This is a genomic window from Periweissella cryptocerci (assembly GCF_004358325.1).
Classification (GTDB): domain Bacteria; phylum Bacillota; class Bacilli; order Lactobacillales; family Lactobacillaceae; genus Periweissella; species Periweissella cryptocerci.
On record NZ_CP037940.1, the window covers coordinates 1,684,819 to 1,709,919 of the forward strand.

21 protein-coding genes are annotated in these 25,101 nt (G+C 41.7%); 20 read left to right on the forward strand and 1 reads right to left on the reverse strand.

The annotated features are described in order from the left end of the window. Positions 1-167: 167 nt before the first annotated feature. The 20 genes from EQG49_RS07565 to EQG49_RS07660 all read left to right on the forward strand — a co-directional run bounded on the left by EQG49_RS07565 (position 168) and on the right by EQG49_RS07660 (position 23,465). Positions 168-1,814, forward strand: a complete 1,647-nt coding sequence (locus EQG49_RS07565; protein WP_133363402.1) for a LytS/YhcK type 5TM receptor domain-containing protein — start codon at positions 168-170, stop codon at positions 1,812-1,814. Between the two features lie 4 nt (positions 1,815-1,818). Beyond that, the gene (locus EQG49_RS07570) at positions 1,819-2,565 is read left to right on the forward strand and encodes a LytTR family transcriptional regulator DNA-binding domain-containing protein (RefSeq protein ID WP_133363403.1); all 747 of its coding nucleotides are present in this window, start codon (positions 1,819-1,821) and stop codon (positions 2,563-2,565) included. A 161-nt stretch (positions 2,566-2,726) separates the two neighbouring features. Continuing rightward, the gene (locus EQG49_RS07575) at positions 2,727-3,827 is read left to right on the forward strand and encodes a PTS sugar transporter subunit IIC (protein ID WP_133363404.1); all 1,101 of its coding nucleotides are present in this window, start codon (positions 2,727-2,729) and stop codon (positions 3,825-3,827) included. Between the two features lie 431 nt (positions 3,828-4,258). Continuing rightward, a complete protein-coding gene (locus EQG49_RS07580; RefSeq protein WP_133363405.1) occupies positions 4,259-5,257 on the forward strand; it encodes a D-2-hydroxyacid dehydrogenase in 999 nt (332 codons plus the stop codon). Positions 5,258-5,483: 226 nt separating this feature from the next. Then, positions 5,484-5,720 carry a hypothetical protein gene (locus EQG49_RS07585; RefSeq protein ID WP_133363406.1) on the forward strand — a complete coding sequence of 79 codons (237 nt, stop codon included), beginning with the start codon at positions 5,484-5,486 and terminating at the stop codon, positions 5,718-5,720. Between the two features lie 241 nt (positions 5,721-5,961). After that, positions 5,962-6,414, forward strand: a complete 453-nt coding sequence (locus tag EQG49_RS07590; protein WP_133363407.1) for a MarR family transcriptional regulator — start codon at positions 5,962-5,964, stop codon at positions 6,412-6,414. 14 nt (positions 6,415-6,428) lie between these two features. Further along, positions 6,429-7,319 (forward strand): metal ABC transporter solute-binding protein, Zn/Mn family, encoded by an 891-nt coding sequence (locus EQG49_RS07595; protein ID WP_133363408.1) that lies wholly within the window; start codon positions 6,429-6,431, stop codon positions 7,317-7,319. Then, complete coding sequence (locus EQG49_RS07600; RefSeq protein ID WP_133363409.1) at positions 7,319-8,053, forward strand: metal ABC transporter ATP-binding protein; 735 nt, start codon at positions 7,319-7,321, stop codon at positions 8,051-8,053. The genes EQG49_RS07595 and EQG49_RS07600 overlap by 1 nt, the downstream gene beginning before the upstream one ends. After that, positions 8,046-8,837: a metal ABC transporter permease gene (locus EQG49_RS07605; RefSeq protein ID WP_133363410.1), complete on the forward strand. Its 792-nt coding sequence runs from the start codon at positions 8,046-8,048 to the stop codon at positions 8,835-8,837. The genes EQG49_RS07600 and EQG49_RS07605 overlap by 8 nt, the downstream gene beginning before the upstream one ends. Positions 8,838-9,626: 789 nt before the next feature. Then, on the forward strand, positions 9,627-10,424 hold the full coding sequence (gene thiD / locus EQG49_RS07610; RefSeq protein ID WP_133363411.1) for a bifunctional hydroxymethylpyrimidine kinase/phosphomethylpyrimidine kinase: 798 nt from the start codon (positions 9,627-9,629) through the stop codon (positions 10,422-10,424). Positions 10,425-10,578: 154 nt separating this feature from the next. Beyond that, complete coding sequence (locus EQG49_RS07615; RefSeq protein WP_133363412.1) at positions 10,579-11,214, forward strand: sulfite exporter TauE/SafE family protein; 636 nt, start codon at positions 10,579-10,581, stop codon at positions 11,212-11,214. Positions 11,215-11,249: 35 nt separating this feature from the next. Beyond that, entirely contained in the window at positions 11,250-12,626 is a 1,377-nt protein-coding gene (locus EQG49_RS07620; protein WP_133363413.1) for an FAD-dependent oxidoreductase, read from the forward strand. Between the two features lie 102 nt (positions 12,627-12,728). Further along, positions 12,729-13,682 carry a LacI family DNA-binding transcriptional regulator gene (locus tag EQG49_RS07625; protein WP_133363414.1) on the forward strand — a complete coding sequence of 318 codons (954 nt, stop codon included), beginning with the start codon at positions 12,729-12,731 and terminating at the stop codon, positions 13,680-13,682. 1,022 nt (positions 13,683-14,704) lie between these two features. After that, positions 14,705-16,057, forward strand: a complete 1,353-nt coding sequence (locus EQG49_RS07630; protein WP_133363415.1) for an SLC45 family MFS transporter — start codon at positions 14,705-14,707, stop codon at positions 16,055-16,057. A 52-nt stretch (positions 16,058-16,109) separates the two neighbouring features. Continuing rightward, positions 16,110-18,371: a glycoside hydrolase family 65 protein gene (locus EQG49_RS07635; RefSeq protein WP_133363416.1), complete on the forward strand. Its 2,262-nt coding sequence runs from the start codon at positions 16,110-16,112 to the stop codon at positions 18,369-18,371. Between the two features lie 95 nt (positions 18,372-18,466). Then, entirely contained in the window at positions 18,467-19,483 is a 1,017-nt protein-coding gene (locus EQG49_RS07640; RefSeq protein ID WP_133363417.1) for an aldose epimerase family protein, read from the forward strand. Positions 19,484-19,499: 16 nt separating this feature from the next. After that, positions 19,500-20,180, forward strand: coding sequence for a beta-phosphoglucomutase (gene pgmB / locus EQG49_RS07645; protein ID WP_133363418.1), 681 nt, complete (start codon positions 19,500-19,502; stop codon positions 20,178-20,180). Between the two features lie 652 nt (positions 20,181-20,832). Next, entirely contained in the window at positions 20,833-21,063 is a 231-nt protein-coding gene (locus tag EQG49_RS07650; protein WP_133363419.1) for a hypothetical protein, read from the forward strand. A 561-nt stretch (positions 21,064-21,624) separates the two neighbouring features. Then, complete coding sequence (locus EQG49_RS07655; RefSeq protein WP_133363420.1) at positions 21,625-22,062, forward strand: DUF4395 domain-containing protein; 438 nt, start codon at positions 21,625-21,627, stop codon at positions 22,060-22,062. A gap of 257 nt (positions 22,063-22,319) precedes the next feature. Continuing rightward, on the forward strand, positions 22,320-23,465 hold the full coding sequence (locus EQG49_RS07660) for a cation:proton antiporter (protein ID WP_133363421.1): 1,146 nt from the start codon (positions 22,320-22,322) through the stop codon (positions 23,463-23,465). A 76-nt stretch (positions 23,466-23,541) separates the two neighbouring features. Here the strand turns inward: EQG49_RS07660 and gad are convergent, their stop codons facing one another. After that, on the reverse strand, positions 23,542-24,942 hold the full coding sequence (gad, locus tag EQG49_RS07665) for a glutamate decarboxylase (RefSeq protein ID WP_133363422.1): 1,401 nt from the start codon (positions 24,940-24,942) through the stop codon (positions 23,542-23,544). Between the last annotated feature and the right edge of the window lie 159 nt (positions 24,943-25,101).

Below are 25,101 nucleotides of genomic sequence, written 5' to 3' on the forward strand. Positions count from 1 at the left end.
GAGAAATCAGGCTTATTTTTCGGGTGGGCGAGTTATTTGGCCGTGCTATTTTGAGTGGCGGTGATAATTCATGTAAGCTAACGGGTTAGAACCAGAATGGATTTGTTATAATGGATTCAACTACTCCTGACTAAAATCAGGAGCATGATGGAAGGTGGGCGCAAAGAATGGGATCATTATTTTTCTTACTAGCAGAACGAATTGGGTTACTGCTCATGGTTGCCTTTCTTTTAATCAACGTGAAGTACTTTCGCAAACTATTAGTTGCGCGCTCAACATGGCGGAGCAAGCTTGTGCTTATTTTGGTATTTAGTAGTTTTGTAATTTTAAGTAATTTAACAGGAATTCGGATAGATAGCAGCGGTAATATTGCGGAATACACGGGTGGGTTAGTCTTTGCAACTAATGATTCGATGGCGAACACACGAACTTTGGGAATTTCCGTAGCCGGTCTAGTCGGGGGACCATTGGTTGGTGCTGTTGTTGGTATTATCGGTGGGATTGGTCGCTTCATTCAAGGCCATTCAGTTGATTGGTTCTACATTGTTAGTTCGGGAATTATTGGTTGTGTGTCAGGGCTAGTCGGTCAGAGAAATGCTAAAGTCAATCGCTATCCAAAGCTGGTGACCGCGATGTTGGTTGGGGCCAGTGTCGAAATCATTCAATTAGTTTTTGTGTATTTCTTTGCTAGTGATGGCCATGACATTATTCGCTACATTGCTTTGCCAATGATTTTTTGGAATAGTGCTGGGTCAGTCATGTTTATCTCGATTATTACGACGTATTTGAACCGTGAAGTGCAGTTGCGGGCATGGCAAACGCAAGATGTGTTGACCTTGATGAAAGCAACATTGCCAGTGTTAAGAACGGGTTTATCACAGGAAACGGCGACCGAAGTATCGGAATTGATTTTGGCACATTCAAAATTTGTCGGGGTTGAGGTTTTTAACCAGACAGAACGGTTAGTTGCGCGAGGAGAAATTAGTCATGATTCAAAACACGCAATTAGCGGTAAGCTGAACGTTGAAAATCAGCTGGTTGGTTCAATGAAATTCTACGGCGAAAATGAAATTAGCGACATTCAAGCTGAATTGGTGCCGGGGATGATGAGTATTTTTTCAACGCAATTAGCAGTCGGAAAAGTTGAACAGCAAAATCAGCTGCTAAAAGACGAAGAAATCAAAGCCTTGCAAGCACAAATTAATCCGCATTTCTTCTTTAATGCAATTAATACGATTCTGGCAGTTATGCGCCAAGATGTAGATCAAGCGCGGAATTTATTGTTAGAATTGAGCACCTATTTCCGGACTAATTTGACTAGCACACGAGCGACCAAAGTGACGTTAAGTCAGGAACTGGAGTATTTAAATGCTTATTTGGCGCTAGAAATGACGCGTTTTCCTAACCGCTACCAAATTCATTACGAGCTTGAGAGTCAAGATGACGTGCTATTACCACCGTTCACGCTCCAAATATTGGTGGATAATGCCTTGAAGCACGCCTTTGGTGGTCGTAAAACAGGGAATGAAGTGTGGATTAATGTCCACCAAACCCAAAAACAGCTATTGCTTAGTGTCAGTGATAATGGTGAAGGGATTGACCCGGTACTACTTAGCAAATTAGGACAAGTTGCCGTGACTTCAGCGCATGGTGGCTCGGGAACGGCTCTTGAGAATTTGAATCGCCGGTTAGTCGGGCTCTATAGTACGAATGCTGAAATTCAAGTTGAATCGGACCATATGGGGACTGAAGTTACGATAATTTTGCCACTCGAAATAGCTGGCAATGATGAGAATGCAATGACGAAGGGATAGAAGTATGCAAATATTAATCGTTGATGATGAAGTTTATGCACGTGATGAGTTACGGTTTTTACTCGAACAAAATCCAGCGGTTGATACCGTGGTCGATGTTGAGTCCATTAGTGAAGCCGTAGTGCAATTATTCGCGGAAGAATTTGATGCAATTTTTATTGATGTCCAACTAAATGAAGAGAATGGTTTTGAATTAGCGCAACGCATTCCCAAGCTGAGCTATCAACCAAAGATTGTCTTCGCGACGGCTTTTGATGAATATGCGTTGCAGGCGTTTGATTTGAATGCGACTGATTACATTTTAAAACCGTTCTCGCAAGCACGCATCGACAAAACAATTGCCAAGCTGACTAAACAAGCTCAACCAGAACCAAGTAAACCAAAGCGCGTGAGTGAAAATGAGCGCCAAACAGTTAATCCATTGCTACCAATTAGTGTTGATGGGATAACCCTAGTGTTGAATAAGCGGGATATTATTTGGGCCACGGTGAGTGAAGGTGAGTTAACAATTCATACGGCGACTCAAGATTATCAAACACATGAAAATTTATCGTGGCTAAAAGAGCGCTTGGAAGATACCGAATTTTTACAGGTACACCGCGGCTATCTAGTCAACTTGGCTGCGATTGTGGCAGTTGAACCGTGGTTTAATCATACGTATCAATTAACAATGAACGATGGTACAAAGGTACCGGTTTCACGTTCTTTTGTCCCTAAGATGAAACAACAGTTAGGACTAAAGGCATTATAGATTATTGCTAGGGTATTTCAGATAATGAAATGCCCTTTTAATGTGAATTTAATCACAAAACCCCGAAAATGAGCTATAGTTATCTCATCAGATGAAGTGTGTATCAGATCATGTGAATTGATACACAAATCGTTAGGCTAAATTAATAGGGGAATGATATTATGGAAACAACGACAACAAAGTTAACTGCAAAACAGTTTACAAATAATGTGTTGAACGGTTCAGCGCAAGGTATTTTAATTGGGATTATTCCTAATGCGGTTATGGCAGCTCTTCTGAAGTTTTTTATTACACCAGGAACTGTCAATTGGGCAAGCAATTTAAATTCGATTTTGGTATTGTTCCAATCATTTGTACCAATTTTGATTGGTTTGGCGATTGCGCTTCAATTTAAAATGAAGCCACTTGATATCGGGGTTGTTGCAATTGCAACGGCAGCCGGATCAGGTGCAACTAAGTTCTACTTGAACGGAGTTAACCCAGCAACGGGTGTAAAGGGTGCCTTCATCACGGCAGGTACCGGGGATGTGATTAATTCAATCCTGGTTGCAGCAATCGCGGTTGGTGTGACCATCCTGATTGGTCGGAGCTTTGGTTCAGCCGCAATCATCTTGTCACCAATTGTCGTTGGTGGTGGTGTCGGCTTGCTTGGGATGTACATGTTACCATACGTTTCATTAATTACTAAGTTCATCGGGAACATGATCAACGAGTTTACAACGTTACAACCATTGTTGATGGTTATCCTAATTGCGATTAGCTTTGCGATTATCTTGGAAACACCGATTTCAACAGTTGGTTTGGCGCTCGCAATTGGTTTGGGTGGTACAGATACATCAGCACCAATGGCTGTTGCCGCAGCTGCAGCCGCAATCGGTGTCGCTGCTACGACAATCGTCTTGTTGATTAACTCATGGAAGACTAATAAAGTTGGTGTGACAGTGGCGATTGCCTTAGGGGCGATGAAAGCGATGATGCCAGTTGTCTTCCGTAAACCAGTAATTTTCTTACCAATTATTACGACGGCAATTATTAGTGCAATTCCAGTGTGGGCCTTTAGCGTAAAAGGTACCCCACAATCAGCTGGGTTTGGGTATATCGGTTTAGTTGGACCAATTGCGTCAGCTGATGCCGGTTTAAATATGGCCCTCGTCTTGTTGACGTGGTTAGTGGTACCAGTTGCGGCTGGTTTGGCATCACACTTTGTCTTCTCTAAGTTGTTGAAGCTTTACTCACCAAAAGACTACGAATACACAATCTAACACACAATTACGACTGTACCTCGAATATTAATCCAGAGGTATCAGTCGTTTTTAATTACGGCTCTGTTTCGTCTGATGTGGATTGAATAAACTAGCGAAAACGGTTACCAACCACGGGCCGCAGTAGCATGAGAAAAAACACTGACAATAGAACCTCAGTAATTCGATGATTGAAAAGCGCAGAAACGACAATTCCACGCTAGAATAAATAGGACCTTAATTACAAAGTGCTCAATTCAGTGCAAATTGAATAACAAGTTCACTTTAGGGTATCCTGAATGCGTGTTAGGGTATTTAGGGATTGGAAACAGCCCTTTCCAATGGTTTCTATAACTTTAGTGAATAAATGTATTATGATGGAACGAATATCAGATGAAAGCGGTTTACCGGCGTTGCTGAATACCAACCAATTGATGGAGGAATATAAGAATATGAAAATTATGTTTTATGCATTACGTGAAGATGAAAAGCCAGCTTTAGCAGAATGGGAAGCAGCCAATAAGGATGTTGAAGTGGTCGCAACTGACGAATTATTAACACCAGAAACTGCTAAATTAGCAGCGGGCTTCGATGGTGTGGTAACCTTCCAACAACTACCTTATACGCGTGAAACTTTGCAAGTGCTCGCTGACTTAGATGTGAAGAACTTGTCATTACGTAATGTCGGCATTGATAACATTGACGTTGATGCCGTGAACGAATTTGGCATTAAGGTGTCACATGTGCCTTCATATTCACCAAATGCAATTGCCGAACACTCAGTAATTCAATTGACCCGTTTGCTCCGTCGGACGCCTGAATACGATAAGAAGATTGCGCAACGTGACTTACGTTGGGCACCTGAAATCGGTAAGGAACTCCGCATGCAAACAGTTGGTGTGATTGGAACTGGTAATATCGGTCGCGTTGCCATTAACATCTTCAAGGGTTTTGGCGCCAAAGTGATTGCATTTGACCCATATCCAAATGCTGAACTTGCTGCTGAAGGTATTTATGTGGATTCACTGGATGAATTATTCGCCCAAGCTGACGTCGTTACACTCCACGCACCGGGTTTACCAGCTAACGATCACATGATTAATGCTGAAACAATCGCTAAGATGAAGGACGGCGTCTTCGTTGTCAATGTTTCCCGCGGAAACTTGATTGACACCGACGCCTTGATTGCCGGCCTTGATAGCGGCAAAATTGCTGGTGCTGCCATTGATGTGTACGAAGATGAAGTTGGTTTGTTCAATGCTGATTGGCGTGGAAAAGTATTCCCCGATGCGCGCATTGAAAACTTGTTGAATCGCGATAACGTCTTAGTGTCACCACACACAGCTTTCTACACAGAAACTGCGGTTGGCCAAATGGTGAAAATCGCAATGGATGCGAACAAGACATTCATCATGGGACAAGTTCCTGATGTAGTTGCTAAGTTTAACTAAAAATATAAGTATTGCAGGTTTAGCATCGTGATGATGTTAAGCCTATTTTTTATAAAATCGAAACTTCTGTGAAGATGAGGGTTATTAATTCAGTTAGTTGGCAATCTTTGATAATCTGAATGTATGATATGTTTTGAACTCCATTTACACTTAGTCATCTTAATGATGAAAAGTACATATACGTATGAGTAAAAATACTCATCGATTGGAATGGAGGAATAAGGTCATGAAAAAATTATTAATTACATTTAGCATGATTGCACTCGTAACAGTGGCTGCAGTTGGTTTGTGTGTTGCGCGTAATTCAGTGTTAGCCTTCGAAGCTAATCGTGAAGCTGGCGCCGAAACAACCCAGCACGTTAAGGGCACGCCGAAAAATTACGATTGGGGGATTGAATATCATCCCGTTGTGATTGGTCATGGGGTACCAACGCGTGATGCACATCCACAGTTATTTGAATAAACATATCAGCAAAAATAGGTTTAGGACGAATTATGTCCTAAATCTATTTTTGGGGTATTAAAATGAATTTTTTCGGGGGGTTGACGGAAGCCAAGTTACGCGATATAGTTAACTGGTTAATTAAACGGTTAAGTATTTAAAGTAAGCAAAACGAAAACAGTTAATTAGGCATGAAACCTGATAACCTGACTTTCGGATCCGTTTAGTTCATAAATTTAATAGAAGTAAGTAGGGGGTTGGGATGGTTCACACGGAAAACAAAATTGCTAAGATTACAGATTGCTTGAATGAATTTGTGCGGCAGTATTCGGCACGCACGGAAATTTTGAATGGTGATGCGCATGAGTTAGTCAACGATACGCAAGCGCACATCTTGATGCTACTCTTAAACACTGATCGTTCGCTGACGAATAGTGCTTTAGCAGAAGAAATGGAATTAAGTAAACCAGCAGTTACCAAGGCAGTAAAAGGGCTTGTACTAAAAGGGTACCTAACATCAGCAGCCGATAAGCAAGATAAACGCGTGGTTTATCATCGTTTGACCGAGAACGGGCAATTGATTGCCCAACACCATTTAGCAACGCATAAACGCACAATGGATGAGTTTGAGGATATTTTTAGTAATTACTCTGACGAGGAGCTTAAAACTGTTCAACGATTTATGAATGACCTCCTCGCTATTGCACCCAAGTAAAGGAATTGATAACGATGAAAAAAATGTTCACAATGTTGCTAGTAGTACCAATACTTATCTTAGTTGCGGGATGTGGCCAAAACACGACCGCAAAAAATGATAAAATCACGGTGGTCGCTTCCACAGATTTTTATGCCCAAGTGGCAAAAACTGTCCTGGGTGATCATGGTACGGCAACGGCAGTTATTCACGATTCAACGGTGTCACCAGAAGAATTCGAACCAACGCCTAAGACGGCCAAATTAGTCGCAAAAGCAAATGTCGTGGTCGCAAATGGTCTTGGGTACGATAGCTGGTTGAATGGTATGGCAAAGAGTAATGGCCGTAAAGCACAGTTAATTCGTGTTGGTGAGGATGTTTTACACGAAAAAGTAGGCGTGAATCCCCACGTGTGGAATAATCCTGCGAATATGCAAAAATTGGCAACAAAGCTCGCGGCAGATTTTGCCAAAAAGGATCCGAAAAACAAAGCTGATTACGAAGCGAATGCTCAAAAATACGTGCAACAATTGAAACCAGTGACTGACATGGTGGCGCAACTCAAGGCACAAGGTAAAGGTAAGGCAGTTGCTGTTACCGAACCAGTCTACGATTTAATGTTAAGTGCAGTGGGTTATAAAATTAGCGACCAAGATTTTGCTGAAGAAATCGAAGAAGGGGCTGATCCAAAACCCAATGATTTACAAGCACTGCAAAATGATTTGAAAAATCATAAAGTCCAATTTTTAGTTGAAAATACACAATCATCTGGTAATATTATTAGTTCGATTGTGAAATTGGCAAAGCAAGCAAATGTGCCTGTCGTAAAGGTAACAGAAACTTTACCTACAGGTGAAAACTACGTGAGTTGGCAATTGAACTCATTAAAGCAAATTCAAAAAATTCAAGAAGAAGCTGGTAAATAATGACAGAACCAATCATTAATGTGAATAATTTGACCGTTCGTTTTCCAGATAAAACGGTCTTTGCAGATGTTAATGTGACAATTAACCGGGGGCAATTTTTAAGCATTGTTGGCGATAATGGTGCCGGCAAAACCACGCTATTACGCACGTTGTTGGGGCAACTGAAACCAACAAACGGTAAGGTTGAAGTGTATCCAAGTCGGCGTGAGTTGAAGATTGGATACGTCCCCCAGTTTCGTAACATTGATTCCGATTATCCTTTGAGTTTACGTAACTTTGTGGCGCTCGGCTTAATCAAGCGTGTTGCACCATGGCTTTCACGCAAGGAACAACATCAACTTGATGCGATTCTTAAAGAAACCGAGCTGACGCACCTTGCTGCGACACGGCTTGGGACGGCATCTGGTGGTGAAAAGCAAAAAGCCTATCTGGCACAAGCATTAGTGGAACAGCCTGATTTATTGATCCTTGATGAATCAACGGCGAGTTTGGATAATGTCATGAAATACGAATTATTGGATTTAGTAGCTCATTATCAAAAAGAACATAATTTAACTGTGATTTTTGTAACCCATGATTTGCCATTAGCTAAGCGCTACTCAACCGATTATTTAATGTTGAAAGATGGTCAATATGAAACTGGGACGATTGACGAACTAAATACGAATGTTTTACGAGCAGATGATAATCAAATTAACATCACGATGAATGGAGGTGCTTGCGAACATGTTTGAGTTTGAATTTATGCGCAATGCCTTCATGGCAGGAACGTTAATTGCGATTGTTAGTGGCTTTGTCGGCGTATTTGTCATTGCGCGGAACCTGTCATTCTTAACGCACACGCTCAGTGAAATCGGCTTTGCTGGTGCCGCGTTTGGGTTGTTTGCGGGGTGGTCGCCGCTCACGGGGATGTTGTTGTTTACGATTGTGAGTTCAACGGCAATTGGTAGTTTATCAATTAAGGAATCACGGCGTGAAGCAGCAATTAGTAGTATTTCGGCGTTGGCAATCGGGCTGGGGATATTATTCCTATCGCTATCGAATAAAAATGCTAGTTACGCAACCAATATTTTATTTGGTTCTGTACTTGGGATTAGTCAGGGCGATATAATTCGTATGATGGTGCTGGCGATTGTGGTGATTGTAGTGATGATTCTAATGTATCGGCAATTAAAATTTGCGTCATTTGATGCCATCGGTGCCCGGGTTAATGGGGTACGCACAACTTTCATCTCCATCGTTTTCCTAATCTTAGTAGCACTGAGTGTTTCGGTAGCTGCACAGGTCGTGGGGTCACTCTTAATTTTCATCCTATTGACCTTACCGGCCGCGGCCGCACAGCACTTCTCCAAGAGCACGAGCGGCATGATTGGCTTGGCGACAATCTTTGCCCTAATTGGGGTCTGGAGTGGCTTAGCCTTGAGTTATTGGACAGATTGGCCCGTCTCATTCTTCATTGCCGCAATTGAAGCGCTGATTTACTTTGGTTCGCTATTGATTGCGCGCCGTAATAGTTAAAAAATTATTTCGGCTGATGTGGGATTGAATAAAATTGGCCACTACGTGTCGGTAAATTACTTGGCGCACCACGCTGGAAGCACATTGCCAAGCCAAAGTGCGGTCTTGGCAAACTCGGGTAAGCTGGGCTTCTAAGGAATAAATTCCTAAGAAGCCTCATCTCACCCTCAGCGGCGACATGTGTTGCACACATATCACCCCAGTCGCGGTGTAAAGTCTGCGACCGCCAAGTAATTTACCGGCACTTCGTTAGTTAGAAATATTACTCAAACTGGCGAAAAACAGTTACTAACCACAGGCCGCGGTGGCGTGGGAAAAATAACGCTGGCAATAGAACCTCAGTAATTCGATGCTTGAAAAGCACAGAAACGACAATTCTAGGTTAGAAAGAATAGAACCTTAAAAAAATACAAAACGCAGGCTATGACAAAATTTGTCCAGCCAGTGACATAGGCCTGATTTCTCCTTATTTTGAGTAAGGTAGAAATCAGGCCTATTAACGTGCGGGAAAAGGCTGTAGCCGTTGATATAACTTATTTAATTCATCACTATATCAAGGTTGCACCCCGCCTTTTGTCGCACTGCCGTCTTTTTATAGTAAGTGTGACAAGCTAGGCACAAACGTTAATTGAAGGTCGGAACTAATAAAAATTAGAAAATTCTGTGAATACAGTTGAAAAAACTAATAAAAACGGTTAAATTGAACTTAAGTTATTTTTAGTAAGAAAGAGGAAGTGTGGCTCAATTACGCAGTTTGCAATTGGAAGCACGTTAAGAGGAAATTTAATCATGGCAAACGAATACCCACAAGTTATGACAATTGCTGGTTCTGACAGTGATGGTAGTGCAGGAATGCAAGCTGATTTACACACATTTTTCACGCGCGGCGTATATGGTGCCAGTATCTTGACGGCTGCAGTTGCGGGAAACTCATTTGGAATTCATGCAGCAGTGAACTTACCAACTGATTTTATTGATACTGAGTTCAAGGTATTAGCTGAGGATTACAAAATTTTAGCTGCTAAAACCGGGATGCTTTCTGATTCAACGTTGGTTCGCACGGTCGTTAAAAACTACAAGTTATACGATTTTGGCCCACTTGTAGTTGACCCTGTAATCTATACAAAGCATGGGAACATGTTGTTGGAAGAGGAAGCCTTCGCAACGTTGCGTGATGAATTAGTGCCTTTGGCAACCGTGATTACACCGAACTTCTTTGAAGCCCAAAAATTGGCTGAAATGGAAATTAAGAATGATGATGATACAATTGTTGCTGCGCACAAGTTACAATCATTGGGTGCAAAAAACGTCATTATCAAGGGTCAACACGCTGAAGGAACAGTTGGCGATGTCCGTGACTTTGTCTTATTAGAAGATGGTAAAGAATTCTGGTTAGCAGATCCATACGTTGCAACAGACCGGGTTAACGGTACTGGTGATACGTTGTCAGCAACGATTACGGCTGAAATTGGTAAAGGAACTGATATTGAAACAGCCATCAAGTTGGGACATGATTTCGTCCACACGGCGATTGTTAATGAAATTGCGGTGGGACACAAGTATGGTCCAATTAACCACTGGGCATAATTATAAATAGTTATAATAACAACTGCAGGAAAGCCATTTTCTTGCAGTTTTTTTATAAATTAAGCATTAAGTTATAGTTATTCACATTTAAGTAATATAATTAAAGTACGCATATAAAAAAATTTAAAAATTCTAAAGAAAGTGTGGTGATGAAATGGATATCGACATTTTACGTGAGATGAAAGCGATGCTCGAACAAGTAATGGAACTGCGGGAACAACGTAAAGCCATTGTTGAGCAGCAAGACGTGCGACAACAACACTTTTTTGCCATCACCACCACCATCTTTCAAATTATCTTAATGACGCTAGGGGCAATTGCCGTGATTTTAATTATGAAAGGTCCCGATACTTGGCCTTTGATGGCATTATTAGCAGGTGTGGTTATCTTGGCAATCTTAATGTTTACCAAAGTTTTACGGCGCTTATTGGTCGTAGGCTACTTAGCATTTTCACGCCCGCGCCGCCGCGCCGATTATCATGAAATTAGTGATTTGGAAAAACAAATTAACGATCGGCTCTCGGTGTTGGACGCTAATCGAGAACTAGTGCCAGAATCATATTGGTATACAAGAACGCTGGGGCAGTTAATTTTTTATCTGCAATCAAAGCAAGTTTGGAGCATTGAAGAAGCTTTGGATTTAGTTAAAATTGATGATCAAGATACCCGCTATCGTAGCAAATATGAGAATATTTATGAAAAAGAGACTGCCTTATTGAAAAAATTGGGGTTAGCATATGACTACAGTCTTACCGATGAACGTAAAATTGAAGGGGTTTACTTTAAGTAAAAATTGATACTTCACCGCAGATATGGAAAGGGGCAATGATGGAAGTCGTAATTATTGGTAGTTCCCATGCAGGAATTGCCGCCGCTAAACGGATTAAGAAACTGTACCCGGCCGTGGATGTGATTTTATTTGACCGCAAAGAAACTGACTTATCATATATTGGCTCCGGAGCGCACTTGTTCTTGAACAATGAAATTGCCTCATTACACTCGACTGAATATGCTTCAAATGATGATATTTATAACCTGGGGGCGGGTTTAAAATTAGCACACAATGTTGTGCGGGTTGATGCGCAAGCCCAAGTTGTACATGCGCGGGACTTGAAAACGGGCAAACTTGTCGAACAACATTATGACAAGCTGATTTATGCGGCTGGTTCATACCCACATATTCCACCGATTGAAGGGGTTGATAATGACCGTGTGACGGTGATGAAAACTTTAGACGACGCGAATCGTTTAAAGCAAAACGTTGGCGATGATAAAGCAGTTATCGTTGTCGGTGGTGGGTTACTCGGACTTGAAGTAGCAATGTCCCTGCAAAACCAAGGCCACCAAGTGACAATCATTCAAAGTGGTGTAAGCTTAGGCTCTAACTATTTTGATATGTCAATTGCTAGTCGTTTAGAGGAGCTGTACCGGAAACACGGGGTGAAAGTAGAAATTGGCCAACTAGCTGATTCAATTACAGCAACACCTGACGATCGGGTTCAGATAACGACGGTGCAAGGCGCGCGTTATGTTGCTGATCAAGTGGTTGTTTCAGCTGGTGTGCGACCAAATACAACCTTATTACGGGATAAAGTTGATATGAACGGGCGTGGCGCAATTGATGTCGACCGTTTCATGTATACTTCTGATCATAAAATAATGGCGGTTGGTGATGCAACCGACTCATATTTCACGCCAACGGCAACCAACGAATATATTACGCAAGTTTCTGGCGCTATTCGTGAAGGTAATATTGCCGGCATGAATATTTTTGAAAAATGGGTGCAAACCCCTGGCTCACAAGCAACGTATGGGCTTAAATTATTTGACGGGTTATTTTTCCGGACGGGTGCTACGGAGCGGAATCTCTTGGCTAAAGGCATACCTGTTGGTTCAACTGAGGTGACGCAAAAAATCCGGCCTGAGTGGGTTGATGAAGATTCACATGTAACTTTAAAACTCGTTTATAATCTCACCACGCAAGTAGTATTGGGCGCGCAACTGGTTTCTAATCAGGATATTCACGATGTAATTACGACTTTTTCATTATTGATTAATCATGGGGTGACCTTGAGTGAACTCGCATTTGGGGATGTGTTCTTTGAACCGCATTTCAATAATCCAGTTAACTTAATCAACAATACGGCTTTAACGGCAATTGATCAGATAAATGCTACTAATCCGGCTAATAATCGCGTATAAGCGAAGTTTTACGGTAATCGGTTACTTATATTTGTTATAATTAATGAATTAAGTTATGGAATATTTATGGGCAAGTTCCAGATGTAGGAAGGCAGATTTGTAATGGTAACAATTCGAGATATTGCCCAACAAGCAGGTGTGTCTGTTTCAACCGCTTCACGGGCGCTCAATGATAATCCTAAAATTAGCCAAGCCACGCGCACCCGAATTCAAGAAATTGCCGCTAAGGTGGGTTATCAGGCTAATTTTAATGCTAAAACATTAACGTTAGGCGAGGCCAATGTGGTCGGGGTCGTTTTTCCGGTTGCCGAAGAACGTAGCTTGGAAAATCCGTTTTTTATTGATGTGATGGCGGGAATTAACGCTGAATTAAGTGAACACCGCTATGTTTTATCAGTCGCAATTGGTGCGACAACGGAGAAGGTCCTGGCCAATGTCCGGGCGATGGTCCTACAAGCAAAGGTGAAACGATTTATTCTTTTGTATACGAAAGAAGACGATCCAGTGAGTGCTTTTTTGCGCGAACAAGATGTCCGGTACGTAGTGATTGGCCAACCTTTGAATCAAGAAACGAAACTCTACGTTGATAATGATAATTATGACGCAGGTTATGCAACGACTGAACTTTTGTTGAAAGAACACCAGAGCATTCAGCCACTGTTTGTAAAGTCAGAAGCTGATTGGCATTATGAAACGGAACGCGAACGGGGCTTTAAAGACGCCACGCAAATGCATGACATCCAAGCCTTAGTGATTAAAGCTGAAACTAGCAAGAGTGATATAATCCTCCAATATGTGAGTCAACATCCGGAAATTGATGGCATCATCGCAACTGATGATTCGCTCGCATTTGCAATGTTAACGCAGTGGCGGCAATTCTATCACCATGATATTTCGGTTATCGGGTTTAATAACAACCAATTATTGAATCAGCTAGCTGGTGAAAAATTTCATACGGTTGATTTACATGCGAATGAGCTCGGGTTAGAAGCCGCCAAGTTATTGTTTGCGGAAGTAAAAACTGGTCACACGAACGTTGAATTTACAATAATATAGATATGTGGGACTTGGAGCGATTTATGTTGCCAAGTCTTTTTTGCGTTGATAATCGAACCTATTCCGTCTGAGATGGGATTGAATAAAATTGGTCACTACGTGCCGGCAAATTACTTGGCGCACCACGCTGGAAGCACATTGCCAAGCCAAAGTGCGGTCTTGGCAAACTCGGGTAAGCTGGGCTTCTAAGGAATAAATTCCTAAGAAGCCTCAGCTCACCCTCAGCGACGATATGTGTTACACACATATCACCCCAGTCGCGGTGTAAAGGCTGCGCCCACCAAGTAATTTACCGCCACTACGTTAGTTAGGAATAATGCTCAAACTAGTGGAAAATAGTCGTTGTGGGCCGAAGTACATTGAAAACCAACTGAGCCGCTGACATAATGTGCGCGGTTAATCGATCAGTAATTCAGTGGTTGTTCAGAATTTATAATGAGGAAATTAGAAATAATTAAAATTGGTTCATGAAATCGAGCTGTTATTGATATAGTATGTCGATTTTTTTTAGCCCTGTTTTCACCACGGTAAACTGTCCGTGATTGAAATATTACTTTTCGGCAATTCGTTGAGGTACTGATTTTGTGATGTGCTCAAACTAGGGCCTAAAGTATTTTCCGTAGTGCGTGAGTATTCTTAAACAAAAGGACAGAAATGAGAATCCCGCGTTAGACGGAATAGAGCCTGACAATCGTAATTCTGTCCTCGTGTCAGATGAATTTAGTTGATGTGGGCATGATCAGCTAACATAGCAGCATTTTTGGACAGATAAAATTAAAAAAATTTGTAGTGAATAATGAGGCGAATTTTACAACAAAGTAGGGGCAAAACATTGCTACAAAAGCCTTGGTAGCATTAACAAATTGTAAGTACATAGACATTGGAGATAGTTGATTTAAAAGACAATCTAAAAAGTTGAGTGCAAACGGTTGCATTAAATTGTAAGCGGTTGCATAATAAAACAGTCGACGAAATCAAATGAGCAATAATTCAATATTTTACAAATTAGGAGAGTGCAAAAAATGGATGCAACGCAAACAGATGTTAAAACATCAAAAATGCCTTCGTTACCAATTAGTACCATTTGGATGATGAGCTTCGGCTTCTTGGGAGTTCAAATGGCTTTCTCACTACAAAGCTCAAACATGGGACGGATTTTCCAAACTTTGGGTGCTGATCCAACAAAACTGGGTTTCTTCTTCATCTTGCCACCATTGGCCGGGATGGTCGTTCAACCTTTAGTTGGTAAGTATTCAGATCGTACTTGGATGCCTAAGTTAGGGCGCCGGATTCCTTACTTACTAGTTGGTGCGGTTGTCGCAGTTATCGTGATGTTCTTACTACCTAACTCAGGGAGCTTTGGTTTTGGGGCTGGTTCATTAGCCGCCTTGATGTTTGGAGCTATCGCCATTTTGTTCATGGATTTATCTTCTAACGTCGCCATGCAACCATTCAAGATGATGGTTGGTGACATGGTTAACGAAGAACAAAAAGGCTTTGCTTACTCAATTCAAAGTTTCTTGTCTAACACCGGTTCAGTGCTCGCATGTATCTTCCCATTCTTACTCACAATTTTAGGAGTTTCTAACACTGCTGCTCCTGGGGTTATCCCACAATCAGTTGTCGTATCATTCTACGTTGGTGCGGTTATCTTGATTATCTGTTCATTATTCACGGTCTTCAAGGTTAAAGAATATACTCCTGAAGAATACAAGCTTTACCACGGTCTAGCCGAAGAATCAAAAGACGAAGAAAAAGTCGGCATGTTCACCTTGTTGAAACGTGCCCCTAAAGTTTTCTGGACAGTAACAGTAGTTCAATTCTTCTGTTGGATGGCTTTCCAATACCTCTGGACTTACGGTACTGGTGCGGTTGCTGACAACGTTTGGAACACAGTTAACGCTGCGACTGCTCAATATCAAGCTGCTGGTAACTGGTTCGGTATCTTATCAGCTATCTACGCGGTTGCCGCTGTGCTTTGGTCATTAGTCCTTACCAAGATTCCAAATGATCGTCACAAGCCAGCTTATGCAATCAGCTTGCTACTTGGTGCGATTGGATTTGCTTCAGTATTCTTCATTCACAACCAATATGCTTTGATTGGTTCATTCTGTTTCATCGGAATCGCCTGGGCCGCAATGATGGCCTTCCCATTCATCATGGTTACTAATGCTTTATCAGGTAGCCACATGGGAACTTACTTGGGCTTGTTCAACGGCTCAATCTGTTTACCACAAATCGTAGCTTCAGTTGCTAGTTTTGCCATCTTCCCATTATTAGGTGGCCACATGCCAACAATGATCTTAGTATCAGGTATCTTGATGGCCATTGGTGCCTTATCAGTTGGCGGTATCAAAGAAACTTCAGCTGAATAATAAAATTAAACTTGCAAATAATAAAAAATCAAACCTGAAACGGAGAGAAAAAATGAAACGTACTTTTGAAGTTCAACCATGGAATGTTGTTAGCCATGATTTAAACCAAGATGATAAACGCCTCCAAGAATCAATGACAAGTCTTGGTAACGGCTATATGGGTATGCGTGGATTCTTTGAAGAAGACTACAGTGCTGATACCTTACAAGGACTTTACTTAGGTGGTGTCTGGTATCCCGATAAGACTCGGGTTGGTTGGTGGAAAAATGGTTACCCAGAATACTTCGGGAAAGCTATCAATGCGGTTAACTACATTAAGATGAACATCGCCATTAATGGTGAAAAAGTTGATTTAGCAACGGATGAAATTTCAGACTTTAGCCTTGATCTTGATATGAAAAATGCGCAGTTTACGCGTTCATTCACAGTTACTAAGGGTGCCGCTAAAGTAGCGTTCAAGTTTGAACGTTTCTTATCAATTGAAATCCAAGAATTATCAGTGCAACGAGTTTCAATCAACAACTTAAGTGATGCAGCGGTTGATGTGACTGTTGACGCCAACATGAATGCTGACGTAGTGAACGAAGATTCAAACTATGATGAACACTTCTGGTCAACACTAAGCACCAAGCAAGAACTTGATCGTGCTTCATTAGTTACTAAAACGACACCAAATCCATTTGGTACACCACAATTCACAGTAGCAGTTGAACAACGCTTTGTTACTGATTTAGCACCTAAGGCAGTTGAACAACCGGCAGCAGATGAAGTATCAAATGAATTTGTTGGTAGCCTTGCAGCTGGTGCCACGACCACGATTGAAAAACGCGTTGTCTTAACAACATCACGTGATTACGATACTGAAGCTGCTTTAACCGCTGCCGTTCAAGAAATTGGTGACAAGGTTGCTGGTATTTCTTACGATGATTTGTTTGCTGCGCATGCTGCTAAGTGGGCCGCTCGTTGGGAAATCGCCGATGTAACTATCGAAGGTTCTGATGAAGCGCAACAAGGAATTCGCTTCAACCTGTTCCAACTCTTCTCAACTTACTATGGTGATGATTCACGGCTTAACATCGGTCCCAAAGGATTCACCGGTGAAAAATACGGTGGTGCAACTTATTGGGATACTGAAGCATTCGCCATCCCAGTTTACCTTGGTGTAACTGATCCATCAGTTACAAAAAACTTGTTGAAGTATCGTTACCAACAAATCGAAGGTGCCTATCACAATGCTAAGCAACAAGGTTTGAAGGGTGCATTGTACCCAATGGTGACCTTTGACGGGATTGAATGTCACAATGAATGGGAAATTACCTTTGAAGAAATTCACCGTAATTCAACTATTGCCTTTGCCATCTACAACTACACCCACATTACTGGTGATAAGAGCTGGGTTCAAGGTGACGGTAGTGAAGTCTTAATTGGAATTGCTCGTTTCTGGGCTGACCGGGTACACTACTCAGCCTTGAAGGACAAATACATGATTCACGGTGTAACTGGTCCGAACGAATATGAAAACAACATCAACAACAACTGGTACACGAACTACATGGCTAAATGGGTTCTCCAATATGCCTTGGAAATTTTGCCAGATGTTGATGATAAGAACGCGGCTAAGTTAGCAGTAACCGATGCTGAAAAGACTAAGTGGCAAGAAATTATCGACAAGATGTATCTTGGTGAAGCTGATTATGAAGGTAAACACATCTTCGTTCAACATGATACTTACCTCGACAAGGATTTGACACCAGTTGCTGAATTGGATCCTGCCAACTTACCATTGAACCAAAAATGGTCATGGGATCACATCTTACGTTCACCATATATCAAGCAAGCGGATGTCTTGCAAGGTATGTACTACTTCATTGACAACTTTACTGAAAAGGAAAAGGCCGATAACTTTAATTTCTACGAACCATTAACAGTTCACGAATCAAGTTTATCAGCTTCAGTCCACTCAATTATTGCTGCTGATTTACACATGGAAGACAAAGCCGTTGAAATGTACGAACGGACAGCCCGGCTTGATCTCGATAACTACAACAATGATACGAGTGACGGTTTGCACATCACTGCGATGACTGGTGCTTGGTTATCAATCGTGCAAGGTTTCGCTGGCATGCGGGTACGCAATGATGAATTGCACTTTGCCCCATTCCTCCCTAAAGCATGGGACAAGTACCACTTCCGCTTCTACTTCCGCGGTCGTTTGCTTGAAGTTGCCGTTGATAAAGCGGGCTCATCAGTAACGTTATTGAAGGGTGAACCTTTGACAATTGATCTTGATGGTCAAAAACTCGAACTTAAATAATTCAAACTAAAAGGGGTGGAGCTCAGAGCCCCACTCCTTTTGGTCGTCTATGAATTCTGAAGTTCACTGGACAATTCCATGAATGGAGTAAAATAATGCAAATCAAAACAACTGATTTCGGTCATGTAGCAGATGGACCAGTAACTGAATATACGCTGATTAACAAAAATGGTGTTCAAGTAAGTGCAATTACGTTTGGTGCCACGTGGCGGCGTTTTACAACCAAGGATGTTGCTGGCAATGATCGGGATCTGATTCTTAATTTTCCAGATGTCCATGAATACGAAACGAATCCCTTTCACCTTGGTAATACAATCGGGCGCGTTGGTGGCCGCATTGCGGGTGGTGAATTTAGTATCGCCAAGCAGATGTTTCACGTGAAACCAAATGAAGGACACAATCTTATTCACGGTGGTGCTAAGGGTTTCGACACGTACAATTGGCACGGTCAGGCCGCCGTTGTTGACGGGAACGGTGTAATTACGTTTACACAAACCATTACCGACGATGGCTTCGCAGGTACGTTAGATGTGACCATTACGTATACGTTAACCGAAACTAATCAATTAACGATTACCTACAGCGGGATTAGCGACGAAGCAACATTGTTTAATCCAATGACACACGTGTACTTTAACTTAGCTGATGGACAAGCATCTATTTTAGATCATCAGCTACAAATTCGGAGTACGCAGCATGTGGCAGTTGACAGTGAAAAAATTCCAACCGGCGAATTTATTGATAATGCGGGAACGGCTTTTGATTTTGCAACACCAGCAGTAATTAGTGCGCAACTAGCAAAGTTGGCCGGTGATCAATTTGATGATGCCTTCGTTTTGACCGATGCACAAGATGAGGCCGCCTTAGTATTAACTGACCCAGCAAGCGGTCGGACGGTTGAAATTGTGAGTGATCGCAACGGGGCAGTTGTCTTCACGGCCAATCCATGGGTTATTGGCAAGGACGATGCGTGGATTGCTAGCCATCCGTATAATGGGTTGGCGCTAGAAACGCAAACACTCCCCGATGCAGTGCATCACGCAAATTTTGGTGATATCGTGTTACCGGCTAATACGCAAAAAGACTATCACGTAACTTATACAATCAAATAAAGAGGATAATAAGAAAATGGCAAATTTTAAAGATATTAAAGGTTTTGTTTTTGATTTGGACGGAGTGATTACCGATACTGCGCTTTTACATGGTAAAGCATGGCACCAAACTGCGGACACGGTAAAGTCAGAATGGACTCCTGAATTGGCAGTAGCCTTAAAGGGAATCAGCCGCATGGATTCGCTGGAAATGATTTTGAAAGCGGGTGGTCATGAAAATGATTATACCCAAGCACAAAAAGAACAATTAGCCGAAGACAAGAATAACTACTATAAAACATTAATTTCAACTTTGACCCCAGCCGATATTTTACCTGGAATGGATGCATTTTTAAAAGAATTAAAAGCAAAGGGCTATCACTTGTCCGTTGCGTCAGCTTCTAAGAATGCCCCAACAATTTTGAAGGGCTTAGGCATTATCGACATGTTCGATGGCGTTGTTGACCCAGCGTCACTACACGCTGGTAAACCAGATCCAGAAATCTTTGCGAAGGGTGCTGAATTGTTGAATTTCCAACCCAATGAAGTGATTGGTTTAGAAGATTCAACTGCTGGTTTGAAGTCAATTAATGGTGCTGGCGAAGTATCATTAGGAATTGGGGATGTCCAAGAAATGCACGAAGCTGACATCAACTTTACTGATACAGCACAAGTTTCATTAGCAAACATTGCCAACAGCAGTTACTTTGCCGGCTAGTCCTAGCGCTACGTTAAGCAACTCTAATTTGTCTGACGTAGGGTTGAATAAAATTGACCACTACGTGCCAGTAAATTACTTGGCGCACTGCGCTGGAAGCACATGTTCAAGCCAAAGTGCGGTCTTGAACAACTCGGACAAGCTGGGACTCTAAGGAATAAATCCCTAAGACTCCTCAGCTTATCCTCAGCGGAAATATGTGCTTCACACATATTCCCCAAGTCGCGGTGTAAAGGCTGCGCCCGCCAAGTAATTTCCAGACACTGCGTTAGTTTGGAATAATGCTCAAACTAGCAAAAACGGTTACCAACTACCAATGATTGAAATGTGCAAAAATGACAATCCCACGGTAGAATAAATAGAACCGATTAAGCAACCACGCCACTATGGCTGGTTGTTTTTTTGTGGTTTGGGGGACTTTAGGCGCTACCCGAATAGGAGATTCCCACATAAGGGTGGTATGTAAAACGTGCCGAATTCAGCTAGACACAACTTGTAGATTACTAAATAAGGGCTCTAATCTGAATGTAATCGGATTCATAAAGTTTTTTTAAATGTATGGGTTTTCATTGAAACTTAACTATTGCAACCGGTTGCCCTAAGGCGGTATACTACATTCATCGATTAAAACAGAAAAGGTTAGGTACTTAAAATGCGTCAATCAATGATTACTGAAGAAATGATCCAAAACGAAATTGCAAAGACTCGCGTCGAATTAAATCGGATGAACGAAGCTTTTAAGCACAGTAATGGCATGGGCTACAACATGTTGGGTGCATTTAAGTACAACCGAATTAACAAGAAGATGACTTTGTTGAAGGAAATGTTAGCAGATGAAACTGTTGCTGCTAAGTACGCTAAGAACTTCTTTGCATTTGCATAATTAAAATAGTGAGGCTGGGACGACTTGTCCGAGCCTCTTTTTTGTCGTTTGAACTAAGATATCTGGATATATTTGTTCTAGCGCGGGATTATCATTTCTGTACTTTTCAATCCCACGTCAGCCGAATATCTATTTAATAAAAGCAGTTGAGAAAAATGCGAACAATTACGCCGTATGTATCTTTAATTGTTTTGATTTTATTAACTGAATGTGTTATCTTTTACACATAGTATTGAAAGAAAAATAAAAGAGGCGCCGTTTCGGCAACCTTTAAAAGAGAAGGAGAATCATTATGAAAACAGTTGTCATGTGCCAATGTTGTTTGAACCAGGAGTTACATCGCATGACAGTCTGTTTGGTTAAGTAATGATTACGCCAAATTTTGACAGAATGTGATTTGTAACTCGTGGCTTTTTTCATGAGTACAAATAACAACATTCTGTTAATTAATCTAATTTACGAACATTTAACATTGCTCGTACCTGATTGAATTGACAATTAGGTACGGGCTTTTTCTTTGCCCATTTCTTTCAAGCTAAATCAAAAAAAGAGGTAATCCAGATGCAAATTCCAAATTCAGTTCCAAGACCCTTAGTTCGGACTAATCAAGCAACGATTGTTATCACCGTTTTATTGACGTGGTTGACTGGTTGGTATGCATTACTGTTAATCCCATTTGTAGCTGGGATTGGCGGAATTTTCTTCAATTACAATTTCGTGATTCGTTTTGCAAAACGCTTTTTACGTAAGCCGGGGTCAGCGTATACCCCAGAAGATAAACTTGATTTAAAATTTAATCAAAAGATTGCTTCAGCGATGTTAGGCTTAGCCTTAATTAGTTTTGTTACACAACATCAAATTGCCGGTTACGTCTTTAGTGGTATCGTGTTGGCGGCTGCAAGTGTAGCGATTATGGGCTTCTGTGTCGGTTGTTTTATCCGGTACCAATTAATTCAATTTAAATATCGCCGTGTACAAAAGCGTAATATAACGGAATGAGGTTACCAACTCGGCAGCATGTAGATTGCCGAGTTACGACGAATTTCACTTAGTGCGTCAGGCGAGGTGTATAACCCCTATCTTTTAGTCGTGTGATTAAAATGAAAGGTACATGGACTAGCGCCAACAAATGAGGTATGCTTAATATAATAAATTAATATCAATTTTGGGTTGGGCAGTTGCTTTCAAGGTTTCTCACTACGGGCATAGTGAGGGCGGGGGCAGCTGTCCTTTTTTTGATAGAAATGAGGTAATGGATGGAACCACTTTTATATTTTGCAATAATTTTACTCGGGACTTTGGTGGCCGGGAGCCTGTTTAAGCGGTTTGGTTTACCTGCCGTGGTTGGTGAACTATTAGTCGGTATTTTGCTTGGCCATGGTATTCTTAATATCATTCCAGATAATAATGAAATCATTCATTTTACCAGTGAACTAGGGGTGATTTTGTTGATGTTTATTGCTGGCTTGGAAAGTGATTTGGGCTTACTAAGAAAATACCTCAAATCAGCGTTAGCGGTTGCGGTCATTGGTTTAGTAGCACCGTTAATTGCGTTTACGATTGCTGGGTTGGCATTTGGCTATACTAGTGTTGAAGCAATTTTCTTTGGGGTCTTGTTCGCGGCAACGTCAGTTTCGATTACGGTTGAAGTATTACAGGAATACCGGAAACTCGATAGTAATGAAGGTGCGACAATTTTGGGCGCGGCGGTTGCAGATGATATTCTGGCAGTGCTAATCTTAAGTGTCTTTGTAGCAATTTTTGGAAGTAATGCAGCCGGTAACGGTGGACAACTTGCATTGGGTTGGATGTTATTATTACAATTAGTATTCTTAGTTGTAATTGCGCTGTTCGCTAAATTCTTAATTGGCCCAATCTTGGATTTAGCAAAAAAATTACCGATGAACAGCTCAGAAGCAATTGTCGGGGTAGCCTTGGCATTGTTCTTTGCTTGGTTGGCTGACTTAGTTGGTATGAGTGGGGTCTTAGGAGCATTTTTCGTTGGTGTTATGATTGCCCAAACGCCACATGAAGCCAAAATTATTCCGCACGTATCTAGTTTGGGGTATACATTCTTTATTCCAGTATTCTTTGCGAGTGTGGGATTAGTGATGGACTTTCACGGCGTGATTGCGAAATTACCATTCTTAATTATCTTCACGATTTTAGCAGTATTAACTAAGTTATACGGTGGTCGTTTAGGCGCGCAGTTGACTGGCTTTGACAAAAAATCGGGTATCTTGATTGGAACTGGGATGATTGCTCGTGGTGAAATGGCGTTAGTTGTTGCTAGTATCGGACAACAGGCAAACATTGTGTCAAATGAAATCTATTCTGATTTAGTGATTGTCATTATTTTGACAACCTTGATTGCCCCAATTATGTTAAAAAAACAATTGTAAAAAGAAAAAAATAAGCCTAATTTCTCCTTATTGAAAGGTAGAAATTAGGCTTATTAGCGCGCGATAAAAGGCGGCTTTAGTGCGTAAAGCCATAGGTATGCGGTGCTTCTTCGTCGTGGAAGAGGACGCGGGCGCTATCGAGATCGAGAAGGGCTTGCTTGAAGTCTTCGATAAAATCATTGGCCATATTCATACCGAAATCAGCCCGAATCACCATCCGTTGAATGATGGTTTGGTCCATGTCGGCTGGCAGTGGATATGTTGGTACTTGCCAACCTTTCATTAATAGACGGTCAGATAGATCGTAGAGTGTCCATTCCGGGGCGTTGGCATTCATCTTGTAGCAGATAACTGGCAAGCCGCTACCATCATTGATGATGTCAAAACGGTTGGTTTTCTGCATTTCAGTGACAATATAGGCAGCGACTTCATGGGTCCGTTGGTGAATTTCTTTGTAGCCATCAAAGCCGAGGCGAATGAAATTGTAGTATTGGCCAATTAAAGCTGACGCGCTATGTGAAAAGTTAATCGCCATTGTGGGCATGCTACCGCCTAAGTAACTCACGTTGAAAATTAGTTTTTCGGGGACAAGCTTTTCATCGCGCCAGAGAACCCAGCCAATACCGGGATAGACAAGCCCGTATTTATGGCCAGAAGTATTGATTGAGACGACGTTGGGCAGTTGGAAATCCCACTTAATGTCTGGTTGCATAAAGGGAGCATACATACCACCGGAAGCCGCATCAACGTGAATGCTGATTTGCGTGTCGTTGGTTTGGTTATAAGTAGCCACCACTTGATCGAGGGCGGCAAGATCATCGTAAGCACCGGTATATGTGATACCAAGGATACCGACAACCCCAATCGTGTATTCATCTAAATACTGATTGAGGTTACTTGGATTTAAGGATAATTCACCAGGTTCCATGGGCACTTGGCGCAGTTCAATATCCCAATAAGTGGCAAACTTTTCCCAGCAAACTTGGTAACCGGATGAAATAACGAGGTTCGGTAACTTGGCATGTGGGTCGACGTTGTGCTCCTTAGCCCAATCACGCCAACGGAATTTTAGCGCCATCCCAGCGAGCATACAAGCTTCAGAAGAACCAATTGTTGAGGTGCCCATAAATTTTTCACCCTTAGGCGCATGCCATAAATCAGCTAGAATATTGACACACCGGTTTTCGATTTCAGCAGTCCGCGGGTATTCTGATTTATCAATACCGTTTTTGTCTAAGTTCATCGCCATTAACTTGACGGCTTCTGGTTCCATGTAGGTTTGGCAAAAAGTGGCTAAATTTTGGCGGGCGTTACCTTCGTCGAGCAATTCATCTTGAATCAAACGACTCGCGCCCGTTGGTGTTAGCGGTTCTTGATTTAATTTGTATTTTGGTAAATCCACAGCTTCGGCAGCCGAGCCGAAAAATGGGATAGTTTCTGTATCTTCACGGTCATCGCGTCCATATAATGTTGGCATAATTTCCCCCTTGTTGAGTACGTCTGACAGTTACTTTTTAAGTTTCTATTTATATTGTACAAAAAAATCGTGAACATTTTATGACGATACAAGCAGTGGTTGTGGCGATAGTCAAAGAATGTTCACATATTTCTGATAGAATTTATTAGAAATAAGTAT

Bases quoted from the DNA above. Each gene is read 5' to 3' on its own strand.
- EQG49_RS07565 (WP_133363402.1), top strand. From the start codon at position 168: ATGGGATCATTATTTTTCTTACTAGCAGAACGAATTGGGTTACTGCTC.
- EQG49_RS07570 (WP_133363403.1), top strand. From the start codon at position 1,819: ATGCAAATATTAATCGTTGATGATGAAGTTTATGCACGTGATGAGTTA.
- EQG49_RS07575 (WP_133363404.1), top strand. From the start codon at position 2,727: ATGGAAACAACGACAACAAAGTTAACTGCAAAACAGTTTACAAATAAT.
- EQG49_RS07580 (WP_133363405.1), top strand. From the start codon at position 4,259: ATGAAAATTATGTTTTATGCATTACGTGAAGATGAAAAGCCAGCTTTA.
- EQG49_RS07585 (WP_133363406.1), top strand. From the start codon at position 5,484: ATGAAAAAATTATTAATTACATTTAGCATGATTGCACTCGTAACAGTG.
- EQG49_RS07590 (WP_133363407.1), top strand. From the start codon at position 5,962: ATGGTTCACACGGAAAACAAAATTGCTAAGATTACAGATTGCTTGAAT.
- EQG49_RS07595 (WP_133363408.1), top strand. From the start codon at position 6,429: ATGAAAAAAATGTTCACAATGTTGCTAGTAGTACCAATACTTATCTTA.
- EQG49_RS07600 (WP_133363409.1), top strand. From the start codon at position 7,319: ATGACAGAACCAATCATTAATGTGAATAATTTGACCGTTCGTTTTCCA.
- EQG49_RS07605 (WP_133363410.1), top strand. From the start codon at position 8,046: ATGTTTGAGTTTGAATTTATGCGCAATGCCTTCATGGCAGGAACGTTA.
- thiD (WP_133363411.1), top strand. From the start codon at position 9,627: ATGGCAAACGAATACCCACAAGTTATGACAATTGCTGGTTCTGACAGT.
- EQG49_RS07615 (WP_133363412.1), top strand. From the start codon at position 10,579: ATGGATATCGACATTTTACGTGAGATGAAAGCGATGCTCGAACAAGTA.
- EQG49_RS07620 (WP_133363413.1), top strand. From the start codon at position 11,250: ATGATGGAAGTCGTAATTATTGGTAGTTCCCATGCAGGAATTGCCGCC.
- EQG49_RS07625 (WP_133363414.1), top strand. From the start codon at position 12,729: ATGGTAACAATTCGAGATATTGCCCAACAAGCAGGTGTGTCTGTTTCA.
- EQG49_RS07630 (WP_133363415.1), top strand. From the start codon at position 14,705: ATGGATGCAACGCAAACAGATGTTAAAACATCAAAAATGCCTTCGTTA.
- EQG49_RS07635 (WP_133363416.1), top strand. From the start codon at position 16,110: ATGAAACGTACTTTTGAAGTTCAACCATGGAATGTTGTTAGCCATGAT.
- EQG49_RS07640 (WP_133363417.1), top strand. From the start codon at position 18,467: ATGCAAATCAAAACAACTGATTTCGGTCATGTAGCAGATGGACCAGTA.
- pgmB (WP_133363418.1), top strand. From the start codon at position 19,500: ATGGCAAATTTTAAAGATATTAAAGGTTTTGTTTTTGATTTGGACGGA.
- EQG49_RS07650 (WP_133363419.1), top strand. From the start codon at position 20,833: ATGCGTCAATCAATGATTACTGAAGAAATGATCCAAAACGAAATTGCA.
- EQG49_RS07655 (WP_133363420.1), top strand. From the start codon at position 21,625: ATGCAAATTCCAAATTCAGTTCCAAGACCCTTAGTTCGGACTAATCAA.
- EQG49_RS07660 (WP_133363421.1), top strand. From the start codon at position 22,320: ATGGAACCACTTTTATATTTTGCAATAATTTTACTCGGGACTTTGGTG.
- gad (WP_133363422.1), bottom strand. From the start codon at position 24,942: ATGCCAACATTATATGGACGCGATGACCGTGAAGATACAGAAACTATC.